Genomic DNA, 24,622 nt, shown 5'->3' on the forward strand with positions numbered 1-24,622 from the left:
CCTTCGGCAGCTCCTACGGGGACCGAGTTTTCACCATGACTGATGTGAACAGATCTGAGTCGATGAAGCGCTGCAGCCACGCCTGCAACCGCACATAAGGCGTCTGCCCGAACCACTCGCGATCCACGTGGGCGAATTGCCGCACGAACGGCATCAGGGCGATATCCGCCAGGCTCGGGTGCCCGGCCAGCAAGTAGTCGCGCCCCTCCAGCAATTCATCCAGCTTGCGCAAAAACACCTCGCCCTCAGACCGGTAAAACGCCATCGGCTGCTCGGGATAACGCTCGGCGTACTTGTAGCGATTCAGATGCACCTTGAACACTTGATCGTTCTCTTCGATCAACGCGGCGCTATGTTGCTGTGCTTGCGGATCATCCTTGAGTAACCAGTCCTGCGGATCGTTTTGCGCCAGCGCCCAGCGCATGATGTCCAGGCTCTCATCGATCACCCGCCCATCCACACTCAGCACCGGCACCGTGCCTTTGCTCGACAGTGCGAGCATTTCGGCCGGTTTGGCCTTGAGGCTGACCTCGACGATCTGCACCGCAACCCCCGAATAGCGCAGCGCCATGCGTGCGCGCATGGCGTAGGGGCAGCGGCGGAACGAATACAGCGTATTCATTTCACCTCCAGCGTACTCAGGCCGTTGCCTTGACGGTGAACCTGGATTTGCACCGGGATCCGTTCATGCATTTCCTGCACGTGGGAAATCACCGCGACCTTGCGTCCTTGCGCCTGCAAACCGTCGAGAGCGTCCATGGCCAGTTGCAGGGATTCAGGATCGAGACTGCCGAAGCCTTCGTCGATGAACAGCGATTCGATTTTCAGCGTGCTCGAAGCCATCGACGCCAAACCAAGCGCCAGGGCGAGTGACACCAGGAACGTCTCGCCTCCGGACAGCGAATGCACCGAGCGCAGTTCGTCGCCCATCTCGGTGTCCATCACCAATAACCCGAGCATGCTGCCGCCGCGTTTCAAGCGATAGCGCCGCACCAGTTGGCGCAGCTGGACGTTGGCGTGATGCACCAGCAAATCGAGGTTGTAGGCCTGGGCGATCTTGCGGAAGGTGTCGCCGGTGGCGGAACCGATCAGCGCACTCAAACGTGCCCAACGCTGGTACTCGGCGTAGGCGTCGGCAATCTGCTGCGCCAGCGCCTGATTGGCATTCTGTCGACGCTGATCCTCGGCCTGTTCGGCGCGCAATTCGGCGCATCGGTGCTCGCTGGCAGCGAACAGGTTTTGCAGCTCGACCAGCGTCGTGGCCAGTTGTTCGGCGTCGAGATTGCCGTTGTGCTGCGCCTGATGATCGAGCAAGCGTTGATCGCGCTCCTGCAACAGCACTTTGGCTTGCTCGATGGCCTTTTCGCTCTGCTGCAATCGTTGACGCAGTTCGCTGACCTGTTGGTCGTCGATGCCGAGCAAATCTTCCAGTCCGCCGTCGTCCAGTTCTGGATGCTGCGCACGCCAGTCGGCGATCTTGGCGCTCAGCTCGCGATCTTCGGTTTCCAGAGCCTGCGAACGTTCCTGCTGCGCTTTGAGTTCAGCGGCCAGTTGCACCAAGCGCGTGCGTACGGTTTGCAGTTCCTGATTGGCCGTCGCTTCGGCAGTGCGCGCCTGCTCGACGGCCTGATCCAGTTGCTGCTGCCACTGTTCGGCGCTGGCATGTTCGCCCAGCAGTTGCGTCAGTTTTTCCTGGCAAGCCTGTTGCTGCCCGGTCAGCGCCGTGAACTGCTGCTGCGCAGCTTCCTGTTGCTGGATGCGGGTCTGCTGTTGGTACTGTTCTTTCTCCAGCGTCTGCTGGCGCTGTTGCTGTTCGCCGAGTTCTTCGCGCTGCTGGTCGAGTTGTTGCAGGCGCTGGGCGATCTGCCGGTCGAGCTGCATGAAGGTCGCGGCGGGTTCGTTGCGCAAGGCCTCCAGCGTGTCGGCCGGGAGCAGAGTGCTGAACGCCTTCAGTTCTTCGTCCAGACGATGGCGATCACTGCTCAATTCACGTTGTTGGTTGATCAGGTGCTGTGTGGCTTGCTGACTCGCCGTTTCAGCACTGCGCAGTTGTTGCGCAAGGCGCGCGGCATCCTGTTGCAGGGTGAGCAGGGCGGTTTGCCGTTGCTCATCCTGCGTGATGCTCTGGTTCAACTGGCTGCTTTGTTGCGTTAGCCAGGCATCGCGTTTGCTTGCGTCCTGGGCCAACAGTTGCGCGGACAGTGGGTGCGCCTCCAGGCTCGGGGTCAGGCCTTGTTGCTGACTCGCGAGTTGTTCCTGCTGTTGCAGCAATTCCTTTTGCTGGGCAATCAAACCGCCGACTTCGGCACGCAGATCGGTGAGTTTTTCCTTGAGCAGGTCGACGGCTTTCTGAGCGTTGGCCTGTTCGCTTTCATCATGCCGGCCGAGGCTTTGCAGCAAGGCTTCAGGCTGATGATAAGGATGATCCGGGCTGCCACAAACCGGGCACGGCTGATCGTCCTGCAACTGCGCGCGCAGTTCTTCGACACTGGCACTGCGCGCCAGACGCTGACGTTCCAGCAGTTCGCGGGTAACGGTCAGGGTCTGTTCGGCGACGCTCAGTTCGGCCTTGGTCTTCACCCCGTCCTGGGTCAGACGATCGCGGTCTTGCTGAGCGGCGAGTTGCCGCTGTTGAAGCTCGGCGCCGCGTTTGTCCAGTTCCTGCTGGCTGGCCCATAGCCGGGTCAGCTCTTCAACGGCCCGCAGTTGCTTGCGGTTGTCCTGCAGCAAACTGCCGAGGATCTGAATCTGCTCGGCCACCGCTTCAGGCTCGGCACCGGCTTCTTTGTACAGCACCTCAAGGCTCTGGCGTTGTGTGGTCAGTTCGTCGGCGGCGCGAGCGGCGCTTTGCTCGAGGGCGGCCAGTTCGGCCTGGCCCTTGTTCAGGCGATTGCCGATCAGCATCAGTTGTTGCAGGCGATCGCGGTAGGCGTTCCAGGCATCGCTCAATGGCGCCAGATGGGTGCTCTGCTCAAGCTCCCCGGCAATCCGCTGCAACCGTTCGGCGACCTGTTTCTGTTGCTCGAGCAAACCCTGAATCGTGCCCTGACCCTGAGTGCAGGCCTGTTCTGCCTGCTGCTTGAGGTCGGCACTGAGGCTGGCGTCCTTGACCAGGCGGGCGAGGGTGCTTTGCTCTTCGAAGGCTTGGCGCAGCAGTGGGGCGCTGGAGGTGTGTTGGCTTTGCGCTTGGGTCAGCGCCGTTTGCGCAGCGCTCAGGCTCTGTTCGAGTTGAGCCTGTCGCTCGCTCAGCTCGCTTTGCTGTTGCGTGTGTTGCTGAATCTGCGCCGCCAGCGGCGTGAGCTGGGCGGTCAGTTCGGTCTTGCGCGCGAACTGATGCCGTTGCGGGGCCAATTGCTCCAGGCGAGTCAGCTTCAAGCGCTCGCCGGCCAGGCTGTTCCAGTGTTGCCGGGCAGATTGCAGTTGCTCGGTGGCGCTTTGTTGCGCGTCCTGCACCTGGCGCAGGTCCTTGAGCCAGGTGTGTTGCAACTCCAACTGTTTGAGCTGCGCCTGCTGGCTCTTGAGTTGCTGTTGAGCGTCGTTGAAGCGCTCATCGAGTTCGGCCCGGGCTTCAGGTGACAGCGGGGTGACCCCGGAGGCCTGATCCTGCAATAACTTGTGGGCTTCGCGGGCTTCTTTGGTCTTGTCGAAGGCGCGGCGACCGAGACGGGTGTAGAGCGCGGTGTCGGTGAGCTTTTCCAGCAGCTCGCTGCGGTCGTTGTCGTCAGCCTTGAGGAAGGCGCTGAACTCGCTCTGGGCCAGCATTACGGCGCGGGTGAACTGTTCGAAGTTCAGGCCCAGCGCGGCTTCGAGCTGTGCTTTGTATTCGCCTTTCTGGCTGGCCAGCAGTTGATCCTGATCTATGTCACGCAGGCTCTGGCGACTGGCTTGCAGTTTGCCGCCGGCCTTTTCCCGGGCGCGATTGGCCTCCCAGCGAGCGCGATAGCGGCGACCGTCGATGCCGACGAAATCCACTTCGGCATAGCCTTCGCCGGTGCCGCGACGCAGCAGGGTGCGCGGGTCGCCGGTGCCGATTTCACCATCGGCGTCCGGGACCTTGGCGTCGCGGCCGGTGTTGTTCAGGCGCGGCACAGCGCCAAACAGTGCGAGGCACAGGGCGTCGAGCAGCGTGCTTTTGCCCGCACCGGTCGGCCCGGTAATCGCGAACAGGCCGGCACTGGCCAAGGGCTCCGCAGTGAAGTCGATTTCAAACGGCCCAGCCAGGGAGGCGAGGTTTTTCAGGCGGATCGCGAGAATTTTCATGGTTGTTCGCTCTCCATCTGCACGTCCTGCAGCAGCTCGGCGAAGTCCTTGAGCGTTTGCTCGTCGACCTCGCTGCCGTAGTTGTCCTGCCAGGCGCGGCTGAACAGTTCCTGGGGCGAAAGCTGATCGAGTTCGATCAAGGTTGTGCCGTCATCGATGCCGTCGCGGCTGCCATTGCCGGCGTATTCGGCAGCGATCCGCACCAGCCGCACTGCCTTGCCTTGCAGAGCGGTTTCCACTTGATGGCGCAGGTCCGGTTGCGGTTCGTCGAGACGGACCCGTACTTCCAGCCACGGCTGACGCTGGATATCGGCGAGCAGGTCGATGTTGGGCAGGTCGGCCAGTTGCAACAGGATTTCCGCCAACGGCGCGGAGCCGAGGCGTTGCAAGTGGACGGAACGGGGAATCAGGCGTGGTTCGACGCTGACCAATGTTTCGCCATCGAGCTGAATGTCGAGGATCTGATGCTGGTAATTGATCTCGGAGAACGACAACGGAATCGGCGAGCCGCAGTAGCGGATGCGCTCTTCACCGTTGACCTTCTGCGGCTTGTGCAAATGCCCGAGGGCGACGTAGCTGATGCTCGGCCCGAACAAACTGGCGGGCAGGGCTTCGGCGTTGCCGATGATCAAACTGCGCTCGGAATCTTCCGAGACCGAACCGCCAGCCATGTGCGCATGGCTGATGGCGATCAGCGCCTGGCCCGACTTGCGTTTGGCATTGGCGGCTTCAATCAGCCATTCATGAACCTGGCCGATGCCGCGCAAGTAGTTATCGCCCAAATGCGCGCCGGTCACTTCGGCGGGGCGCAGGAACGGCAACGCCAGGCACCAGGCGGCAATTTCGCCGCTGGCATCCGGCAACGGCAGCAGTAGGCGTTCGGCATCCAGTTGCCCGTCATCGAGCCACAGCACGCGACCGAGGGCGTGAGTGCGCAAGCGCCGCATCAACGGCGCGGGCAGTTCGATGCGCGAGCCGGAGTCGTGGTTGCCGGCGATCATCACGATGGTCAGCAACGGCTGCTGCTCGTGGGCGCTGACGATGAAGTCGTAGAGGCGCTCCTGGGCTTTGACCGGCGGGTTGACCGTGTCGAAGATATCGCCGGCGATCAGCAGTACATCAGGCTGATCCAGCTTCAGCTGACGCAGCAGCCAGTCAAGAAAGCAGGCATGCTCGAAATCGCGCTCCTGGCCGTGCAGGTTCTGCCCAAGGTGCCAGTCGGAGGTGTGAAACAGGCGCAAGGCGTACTCCGCAACAAAATAAGGTGATGGCCGCGAGGAAAAGGGTGGCGGCTAAAGAGGGGAGAGTTTACTGGCAAACACGTTGGATGTGGCCAATGCACTCTTTGTAGCAGCTGGCGAAGCCTGCATTCGGCTGCGCAGCAGTCGCAAAACCAGAACTCGCGGTGTGTCAGGAATACCGCGCAAACAGTATTTACGACTGCTGCGCAGCCGAACGCAGGCTTCGCCAGCTGCTACATGGATGGGGTGTTGGTTTTGGCTGGTGTTTATTTGGGATACAACGGCGGCAACCCGGTATCGCCAACCAGATCCTGAACCCCCTCGGCCGTCGGGATCGCACGAATCGCGCGCCAGAGATCCTCGCCCTGCCAGTACTGGCCGGTTTCGCTGTACAGCGCGCCGTTCAGGCCGTCCAGTGCATCGGACAGCGGTACAAAACGCGCCGCCATGTCGGCCAGGGTTTCCGGTTGTTGTCGGGCCCAGGCGTCGAGGGCCTGGCGAGTGGCGTGGGAGTCGTTGGCCTGGCAGGCGCGCTTGAGGTCGTCGAGCAGGGTGCGTGGGCTCGGGCCGGTCTGCGCCGCCCGCAGGATCGCCGGTTGCCAGCGGGCGCGCCACCAGAGGCCGAAGCCCAGCAGGGTAGTGCAGGCCAGGATCACGGTGCTGAGTTTCCACCAGAGGGCTTCGTTGTTGGCATCGGACATCACCTGCGGGCTGCCCGTCGGGGTATCGACGATCAGGCTTGGATTGCTCGCCACTTGCAGCGTGCGGGCCGGCAGGCTGCTGTGTTCCAGGTGATCCTCGAAGGTGTTCCACCAGACCACTTCAACGCTGGGCAAGTCAATGTTGCCGGTGCGGGTCGGCACCAGGGCTTCACGGTCCTCACGACTGCCGATCAAACCGCGCTCGCTGCTTTGGTTGCCCAGCACCGGTTGATCCGGGTAGCGCCGCAGGCCGTTGATCTCGGTGGCCGGCAGCGGTGGCAGTTGCGAACTGGCGAGGCCTTCGGCGTTCAGGGTCAGGCTGCGGGTCAGCGAGTCGCCGACCTGCAAATGATCCGGTTCCGGGCTCCAGCTTTCGCCGAGGCTCAGGCTGCGGGCCGGCAGCCAGGGAACATCGGCCGGATACGTGTCGGGTTTGGCCTTGACCGTCAGCGGGATCTCGGCGGATTTGACGCGCATCTGCTTGCCCGGTTTCGGACCTTGAGGTGTTGCGTCCTGGGATGGCCGGGTATCGACCGGCGTGGCACTGAACATCTGCGCCGGAATGGTCAATTCACCGCTGTGCTGCGGGTAGATCGCGTAGCGCATTTCGATCACGCCATGACGCAATCCGTTGATGACTTTTTCGTAGGTGCGCGACTCGCCCAGCTGTTCGATGCGCGCATCGGGAATCTGCAACGGGGTCAGGCTGCTGTCGTCGTACAGCGACACCGAATGGTAGATGCGCAAGGTCAGGATCGCCTGAGCCTGCACATAGACGCTGTTCTGGTCGAGGCTGGCCTCGATGAACACCGGCGCCAGTGTGTTGCTGCTGTCCTGGGTTTCGCTCTCGATCACCTGCACGGTAATCGGCTGGCTCTGAACGTCGCCCAGTTGCAGCGATGGGATCACCACGCTGCCATTTTGCCGAGGCAGCAGGGTGATGATCCAGCGGGTGGTCGCCTGAGTGTCGCCGTTAAGGGTGTTCAGTTGGTTGACCTGGCGGGTGCCGCGCACTTCGAACAGCGGCTCCAGCGGGGACAGGTCGGGTTTGCCGAACTGGGTCACGTCGCTGGTCTCCAGGGTCAGTTCGACCGTCTCGCCGGAATTCAGGCGACTGCGATCGACGCTGGCGACCAGCTCCACAGCCTGGGCCTGAACGGTGCAGAGCAACAGGGCGGGCAACAATGCGAGCAAGAAGGCGGTGAAGCGGGTCATCGAGTTTTTTCCTGATCCTGATGTTGTTGCTGTTCGTACCAGAATTTGCGTCTGAGCAATTCGCCGGGGTCATCCGGGATCTTGCGCAGCCATTGCTCCAGCGCCTGGCGCTGTTCGCCTTCAATCGTGTCGCTGGCCGGGCGTCGTGGTGGCGTGGTGCTTTGCTCATCGCCCAACTCGCTGCCCGGGACTTCATTGGCACCCGGTTGCGGTGTCGTCGTGGGCGGCTGCCCGGCGTCCGGCGTGGTCTGCTCAGCGTCGGATTTCGGCTCGCCATTGCTGGGTTGGGTGGCGCTGCCCGGCGGCGGTTCCTGGGTGATGGTTTCGGTTTTGCCATCGGCGGTTTTGTCCGGCTCGACGGGCGGCGCTGAGGTTTTCTGCTTGAGCAGGCTTTCCACCAATGCCTTGTTGGTCAGGGCCGGGCGCAGATCCGGTTGACGTTCAAGCGCTTGATCGTAAGCATCCAGCGCTGCTTCCAGCTCACCGCTTTTGGCCAGGGCATTACCCCGATTGTAGTGGGCGTGGGCGTCGGTGCCTTGGGTAAACCGCTGGGCGGCGCCACTGTAGTCGCCGGCTTCATAGAGCGCCACACCTTGCCACTGCGGGTCTTCGAAATGCTGCGCGGCCTCGGCCGGGCGCTTTTGTTTGAGCAAATGCAGGCCTTGCTGATCGGGACGCAGCCACAAGTCTTCGAAATCGAAGGCGTAGCTCGGTTGCGGCAGCAGGAACAGCAGCGGCAGGCAGAACAGCCAACCGCGGCGCCCGGCACAGGCGGCCAGTAATAACAGCGGCAGCAGCAGCCAATAGCCCTGATCGGCCCAAGTGTCGAGGCGCAATGTCTGGCCTTCGTTGCGCAGATCCCGTGGCCCATCGAACAGGCCAAGGCCGCGCAGGTCGGCATCGTCCAGACGCGCCTGGCGATAACGTCCGCCCAGGCCGTTGGCAAAGGCTTTGAGACTGGGGCCGTCCAGGCGGGGCACCAGAATGGCGCCCAGGTCATCCTTGAGGAAACTGCCGTCATCCTGCGCGACCGGCGCCCCTTCGGCGGTGCCGATACCGAGCATCAGAAATTGCGTGGACCTGTCGTCCAGCGCCTGACGAATCCCTTGGCGCTCCTGTTCCGTCAGCGACGAACCGATCAGCAGGATCCGACCCTGGCCGAGGGCGCCCTGATCCAGCAGCGCAAGGGCCTTGGCCACCGCCAGATCGGCACGATGACCGGCCAGGGGCATCAGCGACGGCTTGAGTGCATCCACCAGGTTGCGGCTGGTCGACAGATCATCCGACAGCGGTACCAAGGTGTGGGCGCTGCCGGCGTAGACGATGATTGCTGTCTGCGTGTCGCTGCGGTTTTGCAGCAGGTCGAACAGTTTGCGCCGGGCATGTTCCAGCCTGTTCGGCGCACTGTCGGTGGCGAGCATTTCCGGGGTCAGCTCAAGCAACACCACCAGCGGGTCGGCGGGTTTCTGGCTGGTTTGTTCGACGCGCTGCCAGCTCGGCCCCAGCAGGGCCAGCACGGTCAGCACCCAGGCCAGGCCCAGGGCGACCCATGGCAGTTTGCTTTCGCGACCGCTGCCACCGCTGAGCAACGCGGCATGGAAGGCCGGCGGCAGAATCATTTGCCAGCGCCCGGCGCGTTTCTGCCGATGCCAGAGTTGCCAGAGCAACCAGCCCAGCAAAGGAAGCAACAGCAGCCACCAAGGGCGGAACCAGTGCGGCCAGAGCGCAATCATCGGCGCCTCCGCAGATGCAGGCGTTTAAGCCGCTGACGCCAGTCGGGTAGTTGCGCTTGTAGAAACCGCTCTTTGGTAAACAGCTTCTTGATGAGCAGCCGTTGCAACGGATTGTCCGGCCAGCGCTCGCGGATCACCAGCAGCATGCTCAACAGCAGCGCCATCGCCAAAGGCCAGTGATACAACGCTTGGGCCGGGCGGGCCTGAGTGGGTTGCTGGGTCACCGGTTCCAGTTTGTCGAGGGTGCGCTTGATCGCCTGCAATTCCTCGCCGTCGTGGGCGCGGAAGTACTGGCCACCGGTGGCTTGGGCGATGGCTTTCAAGGCCGGTTCGTCGAGGTCCAGGCTCGGGTTGATGCCCAGGAATCCCAGGGTGCCGCTTTGTTCCGGATCGGCGCCGATACCGATCGGGTAGATTTTCACCCCTTCGTTGGCTGCCAGCCGTGCGGCGGTCAACGGATCGATTTCGCCACCGTTGTTGGCGCCGTCAGTGACCAGAATAAGCACGCGGCTTTGTGCCGGACGTTGCCGCAGGCGTTTGAGGGCCAGGCCGATGGCATCGCCGATGGCGGTGTTCTTGCCGGCGATACCGATCCGCGCTTCGTCGAGCCATACGCGCACGGTGTGCCGGTCGAAAGTCAGTGGCGCTTGCAGATAGGCCTGGCTGCCGAACAGGATCAAGCCGACCCGGTCGCCGTCGCGGCTTTCAAGAAAATCGCCGAGCAAATGTTGCACCAGTGTCAGTCGGCTGACGTCTTCGTCCTGCCACTGCATGTCGGGGAAATCCATGGAGCCGGACACGTCCACCGCTACCAGCAAGTCGCGGCCGCTGGCGGCAATCGGCAGGGGCTCGCCGAGCCATTGCGGGCGTGCGGCAGCGATCAGCAATAACAGCCATAGCAGAATGAATGGGGCTTGCTGGCGCCACGCCGGCAGATTCGCCCGGGCGCGGCGGCGAGCGAGGCCTTCCAGTTCGCTGAGGAAGCTGACCTTGAGCGCCGGTTCGCCACTGTCGGCCACCGGCAGCAGCACCCGCATCAGCCAGGGCAGTGGCAGCAGGGCGAAGATCCACGGCCAGGTGAACTCAAACATGTTTGCGAATCCAGGTGTCGACCGCTTGAGTCAGGCCGGCGATGGCCTTGTCGTCGAGTTTGCATTCGGGTTTGTAGGCGCCTTCCACCAGCACCATCCAGCGCGTAAGGCCGGCGGCCGGGCAGCGGTTGTCAAGGAACGCCAGCCACTTGCGCCCGTTAAGGGTGTGGCTCTGGCTGTATGGGTAATGGTTGCGGCACAGGCGTTTGAGCAAGCCATTGAGTTGCTGCAGCCAGGCGCCAGCCGGGGCGCCGTCGTAGGGTTTGGGCATCAGGGCGAGTTCGGCCAAGGCCGCGAGACGCACCGGGTCCAGCGGTTGTTCGGCGCGCACGACAGGACGTTTGTTCACAATGAAACGGCGCAACTGCCACAGGCCGAAACCGATCAATGGCAGCAATAACAGCAGCAGCCACCAGCCCGGTGCCGGCGGCCAGAAGCCGATCGGTGGCGGGGAAATCAGCGGTTGCAGTTGATCGAGGCTGCTCATCGACTTTTTCCCGGACGCTGCGGGTTCAGGTATTCGCGCAGTTGCTCGACCATTTCGCTTTGGGTGCTCAAAGGCATCAGCAATACCCGCAGTTTCTGCGCCAGCAACTCCCAACGGGCGATGCGCGCTTCCGCTTGTGCGCGATAGGCCTGGCGCAAGTCGAAATTCAATGTGTCGAGTTCCAGTTGCGCTCCCCGTTCCGCAAAGCGTAAAAGCCCGGCAGCGGGCAGGGCATGATCCAGCGGATCGGACACGGGCAGCAGCAACAGGTCGCAATGACGTGACAACAGGCTCAACTGTTGCTCGGCACCGTCGGACAAGGCGCGCTCATCGCAGATCACGATCACCAGGCTGCCAGGGCGCAATACTTCCCGGGCGCGGCGCAGGGCAATGCCGAAGGCGTCGCGATCCGGCTCGCGTTCAGTGTGCAGCGACTGATTGACCCGCACCAGTCGGTTGAGCAATTGCAGCAGGCTCTGTTTGCTGCGTCGCGGTTTGATCTCGTAGTGCTCGTCATCGCCGAACACCAGCCCGCCGACCCGGTCGTTATGGCCCAGCGCGGCCCAGCCAATCAGGCTCGCCGCCTGGGCGGCCAGCACTGATTTGAACATCAGTCCGGAGCCGAAAAACAGCCGGCGGCTCTGTTCGACCATGATGAAAATCGGTCGCTCGCGTTCTTCATGGAACAGCTTGGTGTGGGGCTCCTGGGTCCGGGCGGTGACGCGCCAGTCGATGCTCCTCACGTCATCGCCGGCCTGATACACCCGCACCTGATCGAAGTCCACCCCGCGCCCGCGCAGTTTGGAATGGTGCAGGCCGATCAGCGGGCTGCGCTGGCTCGGCGTGGAAAACAACTGCACTTCGCGCACGCGATGACGCATCTGGATCAGCTCGGAAAGGCTGACACGGATGCCCGGCTCGGGCGGCAGGAGGGCGTTCATCGGAGTCAAGCGACGGCTACGACGTCGAGAATCCGCTGGACCACCCGGTCCTGGTCGATGCCAGCGGCTTCGGCTTCAAAGGAAAGAATGATGCGGTGGCGCAACACATCAAACAGCACCGCCTGAATGTCTTCCGGGCTGACGAAATCGCGACCGGCCAGCCAGGCGTGGGCCCGGGCGCAACGGTCCAGGGCGATGGAGCCGCGCGGACTGGCGCCATAGGCGATCCATTCGGCCATTTCCGGGTCGAACTTGGCGGGGATGCGCGTGGCCATGACCAGTTGCACCAGGTATTCCTCCACGGCGTCGGCCATGTACAACCCGAGGATTTCTTTGCGCGCGGCGAAAATCGCCTGCTGGCTGACCCGGCGCTCGGGCTTGGTTTCGCCGTGCAGCGCTTCACCGCGGGCCTGTTGCAGAATCCGGCGCTCGACGGCGGCATCAGGGAAGCCGATTTTCACGTGCATCAGGAAACGGTCGAGCTGGGCTTCGGGCAGCGGGTAGGTGCCTTCCTGCTCGATGGGGTTTTGCGTGGCCATGACCAGAAACAGCGGCGACAGGTCGTAGGTGCTGCGCCCGACGCTGACCTGGCGTTCGCCCATGGCTTCAAGCAGGGCCGACTGAACCTTGGCCGGGGCACGGTTGATTTCGTCCGCCAACACCAGATTGTGGAAGATCGGGCCTTGCTGGAATACGAAACTGCCGGTTTCCGGGCGATAGATTTCCGTGCCAGTGATGTCGGCTGGCAGCAGGTCGGGGGTGAACTGGATGCGATGGAACTGTGCTTCGATGCCTTCGGCGAGCTCTTTGATGGCCTTGGTCTTGGCCAGGCCCGGGGCGCCCTCGACCAGCATGTGGCCGTCGGCGAGCAGGGCGATGAGCAAGCGCTCGATGAGTTTTTCCTGGCCGAGAATCTGCGTTGAAAGAAAGGTTCGCAGCGCGAGCAGCGCTTCACGATGTTCCATCGATGACTGTTCCTGGAAAGGGTGACCGAAGACGTTCGAATAACGCCAGGGCTGGGGGCGTTACTTTAATCCATCGCGGGGGGCGGCGACTAACGGCATTTTGTGCAAAGTGCGGGAATTGATGGGCAAAATTGTTGGAATTTTGTAGACAAGGGGCAGGGTGGTGATTTGGCTGGCCTCTTCGCGAGCAAGCCCGCTCCCACAGTTAACCGCGTTCTTCCAGGAAAAATGCAATCGAATGTGGGAGCGGGCTTGCTCGCGAAGGCGTCCGTTCAGGCACTGAGATTCCGAGGCTCAGAGCTGGCTTATATAGGTACCAGTCCCTTTGAGGATGTTCTGCAAGGTTTCTTCCACCTCAGCCAGATCCTGCGCATCGGTGCTGTGCAGGATTTCCAGCGAATCTTCGCCATCGAGCACATCGGCGTCCGCGGCGGCGATTTCGATCAGCAGGCGGTCGGGGCTGAGGGTGACTTTCACACCGTTGAGGGCCGAAGGCTTGTCGTGGAAGATGATCTCCAGCTCATCCTCGTCCGGAAAGCGGCTCATCAGGAACATTTCGCCGTCAGCGCTGGTGCAGCAGAGCATGGCCAAGTTGTCTTCTTCTTCGTCGCACGGGTTGACGATCAAGAGGTCAGTTGTCATTTGCATGGGGAAAATCCTGGCTCGGCGAGCATGGTGAACGTTACAAAAAGCAATTCTGCCAGCCCTGGGGAATTTCTGCTCGGCTGAGTGTCAGAAGATGTGTCGTGAACATTCGGGGTGTTACTGGTCATTATTGGCACGCATGTACCGTAAAACCGGGCATAAAACGCCCGTTTTGCGACACGGCTGCTAATGTTGTTCGAGGCACCTGCCGCGCGCTGCGTACCGTTGACCGAATATGTCGCAGCGCTGCAAGCATGGCCCTTGCCGCAGTCGTTAAGCTGCGCAACGGATGAGCACCCGTAAAGGCATTGCCTGTTGCCTTGGCAGTCGTTTTTGCAGATGCCCATTCTTGGAAGGTGAATGTGACCTGAGTGTCTCGTCCAGCTTCATCCACCTGTCATCCTGTTTCCTCTGCCCGAGAATCAGGAACAGGGTGACGGATTGCCCCGAAAGGGGTTTGCACGCGACGCTTCCATCAATAACAAGCCCAAGCGGAGTACCACAGATGGCGTTCTTCACCGCAGCCAGCAAAGCCGACTTCCAGCACCAACTGCAAGCGGCACTGGCGCAGCACATCAGTGAACAGGCACTGCCACAAGTGGCGCTGTTCGCTGAACAATTCTTCGGCATCATTTCCCTGGACGAGCTGACCCAGCGTCGGTTGTCCGACCTCGCCGGCTGCACCCTTTCTGCGTGGCGCCTGCTTGAGCGCTTCGATCACGCGCATCCGCAAGTGCGCGTCTACAACCCCGATTACGAACGCCACGGCTGGCAGTCGACCCACACCGCGGTCGAAGTGCTGCACCACGACCTGCCGTTCCTGGTGGACTCGGTGCGCACCGAGCTGAACCGTCGCGGCTACAGCATTCATACCCTGCAAACCACTGTGCTGAGCGTGCGTCGCGGCAGCAAGGGCGAGCTGCTGGAAATCCTGCCCAAAGGCACCCAGGGCGAAGGCATTCTGCAAGAATCGCTGATGTACCTGGAAATCGACCGTTGCGCCAACACGGCCGAACTGAACGTCCTGACCAAAGAGCTGGAGCAGGTTCTCGGTGAAGTCCGCGTCGCGGTCGCCGATTTCGAACCGATGAAGGCCAAGGTCCAGGAGCTGATCGAAGGCATCGACAACAGCCAGTTCATCATCAACGCCGACGAAAAGTCCGAAATCAAGAGCTTCCTGGAATGGCTGGTGGGCAACCACTTCACCTTCCTGGGCTACGAAGAGTTCGTGGTGGGCGAGGATCAGAACGGCGGTCACATCGAATATGACCAGAACTCGTTCCTCGGCCTGACCAAACTGCTGCGCGCCGGCCTGACCGTCGACGACCTGCGCATCGAAGACTACGCCGTCAACTACCTGCGCGAACCGACGCCGCTGTCGTTCGCCAAGGCTGCGCACCCAAGCCGTGTCCACCGTCCGGCTTACCCGGATTACGTATCGATCCGCCAGATCGATGCCGATGGCAAGGTCGTCAAGGAATGCCGCTTCATGGGCCTGTACACCTCGTCGGTGTATGGCGAAAGCGTGCGGGTCATTCCTTACATCCGTCGCAAGGTCGAGATCATCGAACAGCGTTCGGGTTTCCAGGCCAAGGCTCACTTGGGCAAGGAACTGGCCCAGGTACTCGAAGTACTGCCCCGCGATGACTTGTTCCAGACCCCGGTGGACGAGCTGTTCACCACCGTGATGTCGATCGTACAGATCCAGGAACGCAACAAGATCCGTGTGTTCCTGCGCAAAGACCCGTACGGCCGTTTCTGCTACTGCCTGGCCTACGTGCCGCGCGACATCTACTCCACCGAAGTGCGGCAGAAGATCCAGCAAGTGCTGATGGATCGCCTGAAAGCCTCGGACTGCGAGTTCTGGACCTTCTTCTCCGAGTCTGTGCTGGCCCGTGTGCAACTGATTCTGCGGGTCGATCCGAAGAACCGTCTGGACATCGACCCGGTTCTGCTGGAAAAAGAAGTGGTACAGGCCTGCCGCAGCTGGCAGGACGACTACGCGAGCCTGGTGGTCGAGAGCTTCGGCGAAGCCCAGGGCACCAACGTGCTGGCCGACTTCCCGAAAGGCTTCCCGGCTGGTTACCGCGAGCGTTTCGCCGCCCACTCAGCTGTGGTCGACATGCAGCACCTGCTGAGCCTGAGCGAAAAAAATCCGCTGGTCATGAGCTTCTATCAGCCGCTGGCCCAGGTCTCCGGTCAGCGCATGCTGCACTGCAAGCTGTATCACGCCGACACCCCGCTGGCGTTGTCCGACGTGTTGCCGATCCTGGAAAACCTCGGCCTGCGCGTGCTGGGTGAGTTCCCGTATCGCCTGCGCCACAACAGCGGCCGCGAATTCTGGATTCACGATTTCGCGTTCACCGCCGCTGAAGGCCTGGAACTCGACATCCAGCAACTCAACGACACCTTGCAGGACGCTTTCGTCCACATCGTGCGTGGCGATGCCGAGAACGATGCCTTCAACCGCCTGGTGCTGACCGCCGGCCTGCCATGGCGCGATGTGGCGCTGCTGCGTGCCTACGCTCGTTACATGAAGCAGATCCGCCTGGGCTTCGACCTGGGTTACATCGCCAGCACCCTGAACAACCACACCGACATCGCTCGTGAATTGACCCGGTTATTCAAGACCCGTTTCTACCTGGCGCGCAAGCTTGCCAGCGACGATCTGGAAGACAAGCAGCAACGCCTGGAACACGCGATTCTGGCAGCACTGGACGATGTCCAGGTGCTCAACGAAGACCGCATCCTGCGTCGTTACCTGGACCTGATCAAAGCGACCCTGCGGACCAACTTCTACCAGACCGACGCCCACGGTCAGAACAAGTCCTACTTCAGCTTCAAGTTCAACCCGCACCAGATTCCGGAGCTGCCCAAGCCGGTTCCGAAGTTCGAAATCTTCGTTTACTCGCCTCGCGTCGAAGGCGTGCACCTGCGCTTTGGCAACGTTGCTCGCGGTGGTCTGCGCTGGTCCGACCGTGAAGAAGACTTCCGCACCGAAGTCCTGGGCCTGGTAAAAGCCCAGCAAGTGAAGAACTCGGTCATCGTGCCGGTGGGTGCGAAGGGCGGCTTCCTGCCGCGTCGCCTGCCGCTGGGCGGCAGCCGTGACGAGATCGCGGCCGAGGGCATCGCCTGCTACCGCATCTTCATCTCGGGCCTGTTGGACATCACCGACAACCTGAAAGACGGCGCACTGGTACCGCCGGCCAACGTCGTGCGTCATGACGACGATGACCCGTACCTGGTAGTGGCGGCAGACAAGGGCACTGCGACCTTCTCCGACATCGCCAACGGCATCGCCATCGACTACGGCTTCTGGCTCGGCGACGCCTTTGCGTCCGGTGGCTCGGCGGGTTACGACCACAAGAAAATGGGCATTACCGCCAAGGGCGCGTGGGTCGGCGTACAACGCCACTTCCGCGAGCGCGGCATCAATGTCCAGGAAGACAGCATCACTGTGGTGGGCGTCGGTGACATGGCCGGTGACGTGTTCGGTAACGGCTTGCTGATGTCCGACAAGCTGCAACTGGTCGCTGCGTTCAACCACTTGCACATCTTCATCGACCCGAACCCGGAGCCTGCCAACAGCTTCGCCGAGCGTCAGCGTCTGTTCGACTTGCCGCGTTCGGCGTGGTCGGACTATGACACCAGCATCATGTCCGAAGGCGGCGGGATCTTCTCCCGTAGCGCAAAAAGCATCGCGATTTCCCCGCAGATGAAAGAGCGTTTCGACATTCAGGCTGACAAGCTGACCCCGACCGAACTGCTCAATGCCTTGCTCAAGGCACCGGTAGACCTGTTGTGGAACGGCGGTATCGGCACCTACGTGAAAGCCAGCACCGAAAGCCACGCCGATGTCGGCGACAAGGCCAACGATGCACTGCGCGTGAACGGCAACGAACTGCGCTGCAAAGTCGTGGGCGAGGGCGGTAACCTCGGTATGACTCAACTGGGTCGTGTCGAATTCGGCCTCAATGGCGGCGGTTCCAACACCGACTTCATCGACAACGCCGGTGGTGTGGACTGCTCCGACCACGAAGTGAACATCAAGATCCTGCTGAACGAAGTGGTACACGCCGGTGACATGACCGACAAGCAACGTAACCAGTTGCTGGCGAGCATGACCGACGAAGTCGGTAATCTGGTGCTCGGCAACAACTACAAGCAGACTCAGGCTCTGTCCCTGGCGGCACGTCGTGCCTTCGTGCGGATTGCCGAATACAAACGTCTGATGAACGATCTGGAAGGCCGCGGCAAGCTGGATCGCGCCATCGAGTTCCTGCCGGCTGAAGACGCGATCAACGAACGCCTCGCGGAAGGCCATGGCCTGACCCGTGCCGAGCTGTCGGTGCTGATCTCCTACAGCAAGATCGACCTCAAGGAAGCGCTGCTCAACTCCCTGGTGCCGGACGACGACTACCTGACCCGCGACATGGAAACCGCTTTCCCGCCGACGCTGGTAAGCAAGTTCTCCGATGCCATGCGCCGTCACCGTCTGAAGCGTGAAATCGTCAGCACCCAGATCGCCAACGATCTGGTGAACCACATGGGCATCACCTTCGTTCAACGACTCAAAGAGTCGACCGGCATGAGCCCGGCGAACGTGGCCGGTGCATATGTGATCGTGCGTGACATCTTCCACCTCCCGCACTGGTTCCGGCAGATCGAAGCCCTGGACTACCAGGTTTCCGCTGACGTACAACTGGAGCTGATGGACGAGCTGATGCGTCTGGGCCGCCGCGCTACGCGCTGGTTCCTGCGCAGCCGTCGCAACGAGCAGAACGCTGCCCGTGACGTCGCGCACTTCGGTCCGCACCTGGCGGCGTTGGGCCTCAAGCTCGACGAGCTGCTGGAAGGCCCGACCCGCGAAGGCTGGCAGACCCGCTACCAGGCTTACGTCGCTGCTGGCGTGCCTGAGTTGCTGGCGCGCATGGTTGCAGGCACCACTCATCTGTACACCTTGCTGCCGATCATCGAAGCTTCGGATGTGACCGGCCAGAACGCAGCGGACGTGGCCAAGGCCTACTTCGCCGTGGGCAGTGCGCTGGACATCACCTGGTACCTGCAACAGATCAGCGCTCTGCCGGTTGAAAACAACTGGCAGGCCCTGGCCCGTGAAGCGTTCCGTGATGACGTCGACTGGCAACAACGTGCGATCACCATCTCTGTCCTGCAACAGGGCGACGGCACCCAGGACGTGGAAACACGCCTGGCGCTGTGGATGGAAGAGCACGAAGGCATGATCGAACGCTGGCGCGCCATGCTGGTGGAAATCCGTGCCGCCAGCGGCACCGACTACGCCATGTACGCAGTGGCCAACCGCGAACTGCTGGACCTGGCGTTGAGCGGTCAAGCGGTGGTGCCTGCCACTGCGGCTGTCGCTGTCAGCACCGAGCTGGAACCGGCTGCCTGATAAGCGTTGAATGAAAAAGCCCTGTCTCGAAAGAGATGGGGCTTTTTTTTGTCTGATGACCAATGACCGAAGTTACGTTACCCGTTGATCGTTCCCATGCTCTGCGTGGGAACGCCTCACCGGACGCTCTGCGTCCGCTTTTGGGGCGCGGAGCGCCCCTGGCTGCATTCCCACGCAGAGCGTGGGAACGATCATCACCAGAGTGTCTTGATTTAAACGATCGGAAAGCTGTTGAAGTCGACCGCGTTGGCCAGTCGGCTGTCGATCAGGCCGATAAAGCCTTGCACTTCGGGGCAGTTGAAATGCGATTGCATGGCCGCTTCCGATTGCCAGCGGGCGCTGACTGTCCAGCGGGTGTCGTCCTCGGGGCAGCGGTCGACCATATAGGAGTCACAGCCCGGAAGTTCGCGCAGGGTGTCGACAATCTTTTGCAGTTGCTTACCCAGTTCGTCCGAGCGGCCGGCGGCCGCCTGCACCTTTACGGTGGTAATCACTTCGTTGGACATTGCTCACACTCCTGAATCAGGCCGGACGAATCCTGCTCATTGAGGGATAACGCCCAATCAGGATAGGCCTGCACCCCCAGATCGCCAATAGCCAATCACCGGATAAAGCCGCAGACCAATCCCTCAGCCGAGCTGCTGCAAGATATCCCTTAACCGGTCCAGGGCGATGTCGATGTCCAGGGTTTCGATCGCGCCGAACCCCAGGAAAAGCCCGGCCCGCGGCGCTTGCTGGTAAAAAAAGCTGTCCAGGGCATAGAGCCCCACTTCGACTTTTTTTGCCAATTCGATCACCAATGGCATATCGACCGGCACCTTGCACAGCACCGCCATGTGGAACCCGGCCGTGGTTGGCACCGCTTCAAACCACGGCGAAAGGTCGCCGGCCATGCGCGCCAGGATCCGTTCACGGCGCCCGGCGTAAATCGTATGGCAGCGCCTGATGTGCTTGAGCAGACAGCCCTCGGCGATGAACTTGGCGAGCGCCCATTGGGGCAGGGTGGAGGTATGCAGGTCGGTGAGCTGCTTGGCGCGGATCACCGCTTCGAGAATCGCCGGCGGCAATATCGCGTACCCGAGCCGCAGTTCCGGCAGCAAGGTCTTCGAAAAAGTGCCGACGTAGGCGACGATGCCGCGCTCATCCAGGCTTTGCAGCGAGTCGGTGGGCCGGCCTTCGTAGCGGAATTCGCTGTCGTAATCGTCTTCGATAATGATCGCCCCCAGCTCATAGGCCCTTGCGAGCAGGGCTTCGCGCCGGGCCTGGCTCATGGGCATGCCCAAGGGGAACTGGTGCGACGGGGTGACGTAAATCAGCCGGGTGCCATCGGGAATGTGCTCGACCTGAATGCCTTGCGCATCCACCGGCACGCCGACCACCGTTGCGCCATGGCTCCCGAACAACAGACGCGCCGGCGGGTAACCGGGGTCTTCCATGGCGACGAGGCTGCCCGGTTGGGTCAACACCCGGGAAATCAGGTCCAGCGCCTGTTGGGCGCCATTGCACACCACCACGTCTTCGTCCTGGCAGTTGACCCCGCGTGAAAACGCGATGTGCTGTGCGATGGCATTGCGCAGCGCCGGCAGGCCTTCGGGCAGGCTATAGAAACCTTTGGAACCGGCCATCTGGCGCAAGGCATGGGAAGTGCAGCGGCGCCAGTCGTCCTGCGGGAACTGGCCCTTGCTGGTGGCGCCACCAATGAACTCGTAACGCAACGAACCTTCCAGCGTCGGGTGGCGCAAGAATGTCGGCAGGTTGCGCCAGCGTTCGATGACCTCAAAGCTCGCCAGCTCCGAGTGGCTCTGCTTGTGGACGATTTTCGCCGCCCGGGCATTGACGTAAGTGCCTTTGCCGATCACCCCGGTGAGGAAGTTCTCATAGGTCAATTGCGCATACGTGTCGGAAATGGTCTTGCGCGAGATCCCCAGTTGTTCGGCCAGCAAGCGGCTGGGCGGCAGTTGCGTCCCGGCTGTCAGGCGACCGGATTCAATGGCGTCGCGCAGTTGCCGGTACAACTGGCCTGCCAGGTCCTTGCGGCCGTTGATGACAACATGAAGTTCCATACCGGCGGGGCTCCTGGGGCGGTTGAGGCGACTGTGCGTCGCGCCAGATTACCCGCATGAACGGCTGCGCAGAAGTTGCGTGGGCGAAAAACCTGCGATTGGCCTGCTGCCGGGCGGTCCATGGTTTTTTCGACGAATTGGACCTGTGACGCTCGCGGATCAGCCTCTACCTTGGAGTCACCTATCCGATCCCCGAGGTCGCCCCATGAACTCCCGTCTGGATTACTACAGCGCATCGCCCAAAGCAATGAAAGCCATGATCGCCATGGAGGCCTTGACCCGCGACCTGAGCATCGAACCGGCCTTGTTGAACCTGATCAAAATCCGCGCCTCGCAGCTCAATGGCTGCGCCTTCTGCACCGACATGCATTCGGTGGACGCGCGCCGCTTCGGTGAGAGCGATCGCCGGCTTTACGCGATCGTGGTCTGGCGCGACAGCAACTTTTTCAACCCTCGGGAGCAGGCGGCCCTGGCCTGGACCGAAGCGGTGACCCTGCTTTCGCAAAGCCACGTGCCGGATGACGTTTACGCTCAGGCCCGGGAGCAGTTCAGCGACGGTGAACTGGTCGACCTGACCCTGGCCGTCAGCACCATCAACAGCTGGAACCGCCTGGCGGTGAGCTTTCGGCAAACGCCCGGTGGTTGATTCGCTTTTTGTGCGGCCGTCACATCAAGTTCATAAACAGTCAGCAGGATAAAACGCTCAAGGACAGATCGACAGGGAGTCATCAATGTCATTCATGGAACCCACTGATCGTCAGGGTGTGACCGAGTACCGTTGGCCCGTAGAACAAAACCAATCCTTACACTCACTGGCCGGAATCGATCCGGTGCTGGTGCAGTCTTTCCGGGTCTGCGCCCGTTGCGGTTGTTTCATGCAAGCGGCCCGCAGCCTCAACATCAAATCGACCCAATTGCGTAAACAACTGGCACAACTTGAAGCGCAACTGCGGCGTTCGCTGTTCAGCCACTCGGGCAATGGCTTTGCACTCAGTCGTGACGGCTTGCGGCTTCAGGCGCAGTTGATTGCCCTGGCCCGTGAACGCGACTTGCCCGTGATCGAACAGCCCTTGATTCGCCTGGCCGTCGCCGAATCGATCCTGCACGACATCCTCGGCCGTGATCTGGTCTCGCTGCTGCGGCGCAACGCCAGTGTGCGCCTGGACATCATTTCCCTGGACAGCGAACTGTCCCTGCGAGCGATCAGTGCCGATGTGGTGGTGTGGCTGGCCGGCACCGATTCGCCGTCGCCAGGCCCCAGTTTTGCCATCAGCGAACCCCAGCGACTGGCACGGCTGGACTATCTGCCGCACATCGCCAAACGGTATTCACGGGTCGCGGCGCGGCCGGACAGCCTGGGTGACCTGGCCGATTTCATGCTGGTGCAATGGCAGCACGATCGTCATGTCAGCGCTTTTGGTGCGTGGAACAGTCTGGTGGAGCAGCGCCTGGCGGGGGTGGTGCAACTGCATGCCTATGAGCTGATGCTAGAGATGATCCGCTGTAGCGCCTGCATCGGTTTATTGCCGCAGTACATGAGCCAATTCGACCGGGGGCTGGTGGCGTTACCCGGGCTCTTCAAGCAACCGATGCAGCGCCAGGTGTGGATGGCGGTCAATGCCGATTCCCGGAATGAGACCGAGGTGCAGCGGATCGTCGAACTGATCCACAACACCTTCAGCGAGCGGCGGGAGTGGTTCGAGAGTTGACGACTAACTAATGTGGGAGCGGGCTTGCTCGCGAAGGCGGTGCGTCAGGCAACATTGATGTCGACTGACACACCGCCTTCGCGAGCAAGCCCGTCCCCAAGCCCTCCGTGGAACATGAGAACGATCAATTTCTTTGGCTATCCGCTTGGATATCGGCCGGTGTGGCGGGGAAGGCAGGCGGCGCAGCATGACTGTGCACTGTCTGAGCACCAACACCACAACTTGCGAAAAACGCCATCAGGCTGAATCCTGCGGCGCGAAGCAAACCTTTCATAGAAATTTCCTCATTTTCCAAAGGTGACATTCAGTCCGGCGAATAACGTCGTTTCTCAAGTCGAACGTCCAGGTGGCGGTGCACGACTCCGGTGCTGGATAGTCGATGGGTATGTTTTTTACTCTAGCAGGTGGTTGTCGCGTCAACGGTCTAGCCATGCCGCTCTGCATGCAGCACGCATCTCGGCAACCGGCAACGGACACAAAACACCGCCACAGCCTGCCATCAAGAGCAAAAGATCGCAGCCTTCGGCAGCTCCTACAGAGATTGGGTACACCCGCTGAATGACGGGTACACACGATCAATGCATGAGCTGCCGAAGGCTGCGATCTTTTGACTTTGTTTTCGTCAGGTCCGCGCCCGAATCTCCGCTCCCACATTTTGATCTCGCCACTCATGGGGATCGCGGTTTAGAGTGACCGGTCACACACCGATCAAGGACGAACACCGCCATGCCCGACCATGACCCCGCCATTCACCTCGAACGTTTCAGCGAATCCCACATCGAGGGCATCACCGCGCTCTACAACGACCCCGCCGTGGCCCGGCAGGTGCTGCAAATGCCGTTTCAGTCCACCGAGGTCTGGCGCCAGCGCCTGATGGCGGACAACGAGCGCGCGGTGAAACTGGTGGCGCTGCACCAGGGATCGGTCATCGGCAACATTGGCCTTGAGCAGTTTTCGCGGATCCGCCGCAGCCACGCCGGCAGCTTTGGCATGGGTGTCGCCGTGGCGTGGCAGGGCAAGGGTGTCGGTTCGAAATTGCTGGCAGCAGCGCTGGACGTCGCCGACAACTGGATGAACCTGCAACGGGTCGAACTCTCGGTGTACGCCGACAACGAAGCAGCCATCGGCCTGTACCAGAAATTCGGTTTCGAGACCGAAGGCCTGTTCCGCGATTACGCCGTGCGTGACGGTCGGCTGGTCGATACCCTGAGCATGGCGCGCCTGCGTCGCACGCCCGAGGCCCAACGCCGATAAGTCAAGAAATGTGAGCGACGAACATCCTGTGGGAGCGTGGCTTGCCCGCGAAGAACGATGACGCGTAATACCTGAAAAACCGCGGTGCATTCTTCGCGGGCAAGTCGGATCGACGCACCGCTCGCTCCTACAGGTTCTGCGCGAGTCAGTCGTCCAACGCGAACGCCACCGCCGCCTGCGCATGCAGTTCGGTGGTGTCGAGCAAGGGCAGGGCGCTGTGCTCGGGTTTGATCAGCAGGCCGATTTCGGTACAGCCGAGGATAATCGCTTGGGCGCCGCGTTCGGTCAGCGACTCGATCACCCGTTGATAGACCTGACGTGACGCCTCGCTGATCACCCCGACGCACAACTCGTTATAGATGATCCGGTGCACGGCCTGGCGCTCCTCAGCCTCCGGTACCAGCACTGTCAGGCCCTTGGCCGTCAGACGTGCCTTGAGAAAGTCTTGCTCCATGGTGAACGCAGTACCCAGCAAACCCACCCGCAGCGCACCGGCGTCCAGTGCCGCCTGAGCGGCCGGGTCGGCAATGTGCAGGAACGGAATATCGATCGCCGCCTGAATCTGCCCGGCCACCTTGTGCATGGTGTTGGTACACAGCACCACGCACTCGGCGCCACCTGCTTCCAGACGCTGGGCCGCATCCACCAGAATCGCCGCCGCATCGTCCCAGCGCCCGGCATGCTGGGCCTGTTCGACCGGGCCGAAGTCGACGCTGTACATCAACAGTTTCGCCGAGCGCAACGGCCCGAGGCGGTCGCGTACTTGCTGGTTGATGAGACGGTAATATTCGGCGCTGGACTCCCAGCTCATGCCGCCGATAAGGCCGATGGTGCGCATGTTGTGCTCCTGTAGTGGCAAACCCTTGCGAGGGTGCTCTTTATTCGAGAGTATCCCGTGGGTCTT

General features: G+C 61.6%; 18 protein-coding genes. 4 read left to right on the forward strand and 14 right to left on the reverse strand.

Annotated elements, in window-relative coordinates; genetic code table 11:
- Positions 1-13: 13 nt before the first annotated feature.
- The 10 genes from IB250_RS02695 to IB250_RS02740 all read right to left on the reverse strand — a co-directional run bounded on the left by IB250_RS02695 (position 14) and on the right by IB250_RS02740 (position 13,282).
- Positions 14-622 carry a glutathione S-transferase gene (locus tag IB250_RS02695; protein WP_192342857.1) on the reverse strand — a complete coding sequence of 203 codons (609 nt, stop codon included), beginning with the start codon at positions 620-622 and terminating at the stop codon, positions 14-16.
- The gene (locus IB250_RS02700; protein ID WP_192342858.1) at positions 619-4,260 is read right to left on the reverse strand and encodes an AAA family ATPase; all 3,642 of its coding nucleotides are present in this window, start codon (positions 4,258-4,260) and stop codon (positions 619-621) included. The genes IB250_RS02695 and IB250_RS02700 overlap by 4 nt, the downstream gene beginning before the upstream one ends.
- Positions 4,257-5,501 (reverse strand): exonuclease SbcCD subunit D C-terminal domain-containing protein, encoded by a 1,245-nt coding sequence (locus IB250_RS02705; protein WP_192342859.1) that lies wholly within the window; start codon positions 5,499-5,501, stop codon positions 4,257-4,259. The genes IB250_RS02700 and IB250_RS02705 overlap by 4 nt, the downstream gene beginning before the upstream one ends.
- A 266-nt stretch (positions 5,502-5,767) precedes the next feature.
- Positions 5,768-7,417 carry a BatD family protein gene (locus IB250_RS02710; protein WP_192342860.1) on the reverse strand — a complete coding sequence of 550 codons (1,650 nt, stop codon included), beginning with the start codon at positions 7,415-7,417 and terminating at the stop codon, positions 5,768-5,770.
- On the reverse strand, positions 7,414-9,150 hold the full coding sequence (locus tag IB250_RS02715) for a tetratricopeptide repeat protein (protein WP_192342861.1): 1,737 nt from the start codon (positions 9,148-9,150) through the stop codon (positions 7,414-7,416). Before IB250_RS02715 ends, IB250_RS02710 begins: the two co-directional genes overlap by 4 nt.
- A complete protein-coding gene (locus IB250_RS02720) occupies positions 9,147-10,241 on the reverse strand; it encodes a vWA domain-containing protein (protein ID WP_192342862.1) in 1,095 nt (364 codons plus the stop codon). The genes IB250_RS02715 and IB250_RS02720 overlap by 4 nt, the downstream gene beginning before the upstream one ends.
- Positions 10,234-10,728, reverse strand: coding sequence for a DUF4381 domain-containing protein (locus tag IB250_RS02725; protein ID WP_123494331.1), 495 nt, complete (start codon positions 10,726-10,728; stop codon positions 10,234-10,236). Before IB250_RS02725 ends, IB250_RS02720 begins: the two co-directional genes overlap by 8 nt.
- Positions 10,725-11,669, reverse strand: a complete 945-nt coding sequence (locus IB250_RS02730) for a DUF58 domain-containing protein (protein ID WP_123494332.1) — start codon at positions 11,667-11,669, stop codon at positions 10,725-10,727. Before IB250_RS02730 ends, IB250_RS02725 begins: the two co-directional genes overlap by 4 nt.
- A gap of 5 nt (positions 11,670-11,674) precedes the next feature.
- On the reverse strand, positions 11,675-12,634 hold the full coding sequence (locus tag IB250_RS02735; protein WP_095053787.1) for an AAA family ATPase: 960 nt from the start codon (positions 12,632-12,634) through the stop codon (positions 11,675-11,677).
- 294 nt (positions 12,635-12,928) lie between these two features.
- Positions 12,929-13,282 carry a hypothetical protein gene (locus IB250_RS02740; protein WP_192342863.1) on the reverse strand — a complete coding sequence of 118 codons (354 nt, stop codon included), beginning with the start codon at positions 13,280-13,282 and terminating at the stop codon, positions 12,929-12,931.
- A 502-nt stretch (positions 13,283-13,784) separates the two neighbouring features.
- On the opposite strand from IB250_RS02740, the gene IB250_RS02745 reads away from it, so the two are divergent.
- Positions 13,785-18,692, forward strand: coding sequence for an NAD-glutamate dehydrogenase (locus IB250_RS02745; RefSeq protein WP_192342864.1), 4,908 nt, complete (start codon positions 13,785-13,787; stop codon positions 18,690-18,692).
- Positions 18,693-18,904: 212 nt separating this feature from the next.
- On the opposite strand, the gene IB250_RS02750 is transcribed toward IB250_RS02745, so the two are convergent.
- Positions 18,905-19,198: a putative quinol monooxygenase gene (locus IB250_RS02750; protein WP_063343499.1), complete on the reverse strand. Its 294-nt coding sequence runs from the start codon at positions 19,196-19,198 to the stop codon at positions 18,905-18,907.
- A 123-nt stretch (positions 19,199-19,321) separates the two neighbouring features.
- On the reverse strand, positions 19,322-20,755 hold the full coding sequence (locus IB250_RS02755; protein WP_192342865.1) for a PLP-dependent aminotransferase family protein: 1,434 nt from the start codon (positions 20,753-20,755) through the stop codon (positions 19,322-19,324).
- A 205-nt stretch (positions 20,756-20,960) separates the two neighbouring features.
- On the opposite strand from IB250_RS02755, the gene IB250_RS02760 reads away from it, so the two are divergent.
- On the forward strand, positions 20,961-21,401 hold the full coding sequence (locus IB250_RS02760; RefSeq protein WP_192342866.1) for a carboxymuconolactone decarboxylase family protein: 441 nt from the start codon (positions 20,961-20,963) through the stop codon (positions 21,399-21,401).
- An 85-nt stretch (positions 21,402-21,486) separates the two neighbouring features.
- Complete coding sequence (locus IB250_RS02765) at positions 21,487-22,464, forward strand: LysR family transcriptional regulator (protein WP_192342867.1); 978 nt, start codon at positions 21,487-21,489, stop codon at positions 22,462-22,464.
- A 124-nt stretch (positions 22,465-22,588) separates the two neighbouring features.
- Here IB250_RS02765 and IB250_RS02770 read toward each other — a convergent pair whose 3' ends face one another.
- The gene (locus IB250_RS02770; RefSeq protein WP_192342868.1) at positions 22,589-22,738 is read right to left on the reverse strand and encodes a hypothetical protein; all 150 of its coding nucleotides are present in this window, start codon (positions 22,736-22,738) and stop codon (positions 22,589-22,591) included.
- 452 nt (positions 22,739-23,190) lie between these two features.
- Between IB250_RS02770 and IB250_RS02775 the strand changes: the two genes are divergently transcribed.
- Positions 23,191-23,718: a GNAT family N-acetyltransferase gene (locus IB250_RS02775; RefSeq protein ID WP_192342869.1), complete on the forward strand. Its 528-nt coding sequence runs from the start codon at positions 23,191-23,193 to the stop codon at positions 23,716-23,718.
- Between the two features lie 145 nt (positions 23,719-23,863).
- On the opposite strand, the gene IB250_RS02780 is transcribed toward IB250_RS02775, so the two are convergent.
- On the reverse strand, positions 23,864-24,556 hold the full coding sequence (locus IB250_RS02780; RefSeq protein ID WP_192342870.1) for an aspartate/glutamate racemase family protein: 693 nt from the start codon (positions 24,554-24,556) through the stop codon (positions 23,864-23,866).
- Between the last annotated feature and the right edge of the window lie 66 nt (positions 24,557-24,622).

This window comes from Pseudomonas sp. PDM09, from assembly GCF_014852305.1.
Classification (GTDB): Bacteria; Pseudomonadota; Gammaproteobacteria; order Pseudomonadales; family Pseudomonadaceae; genus Aquipseudomonas.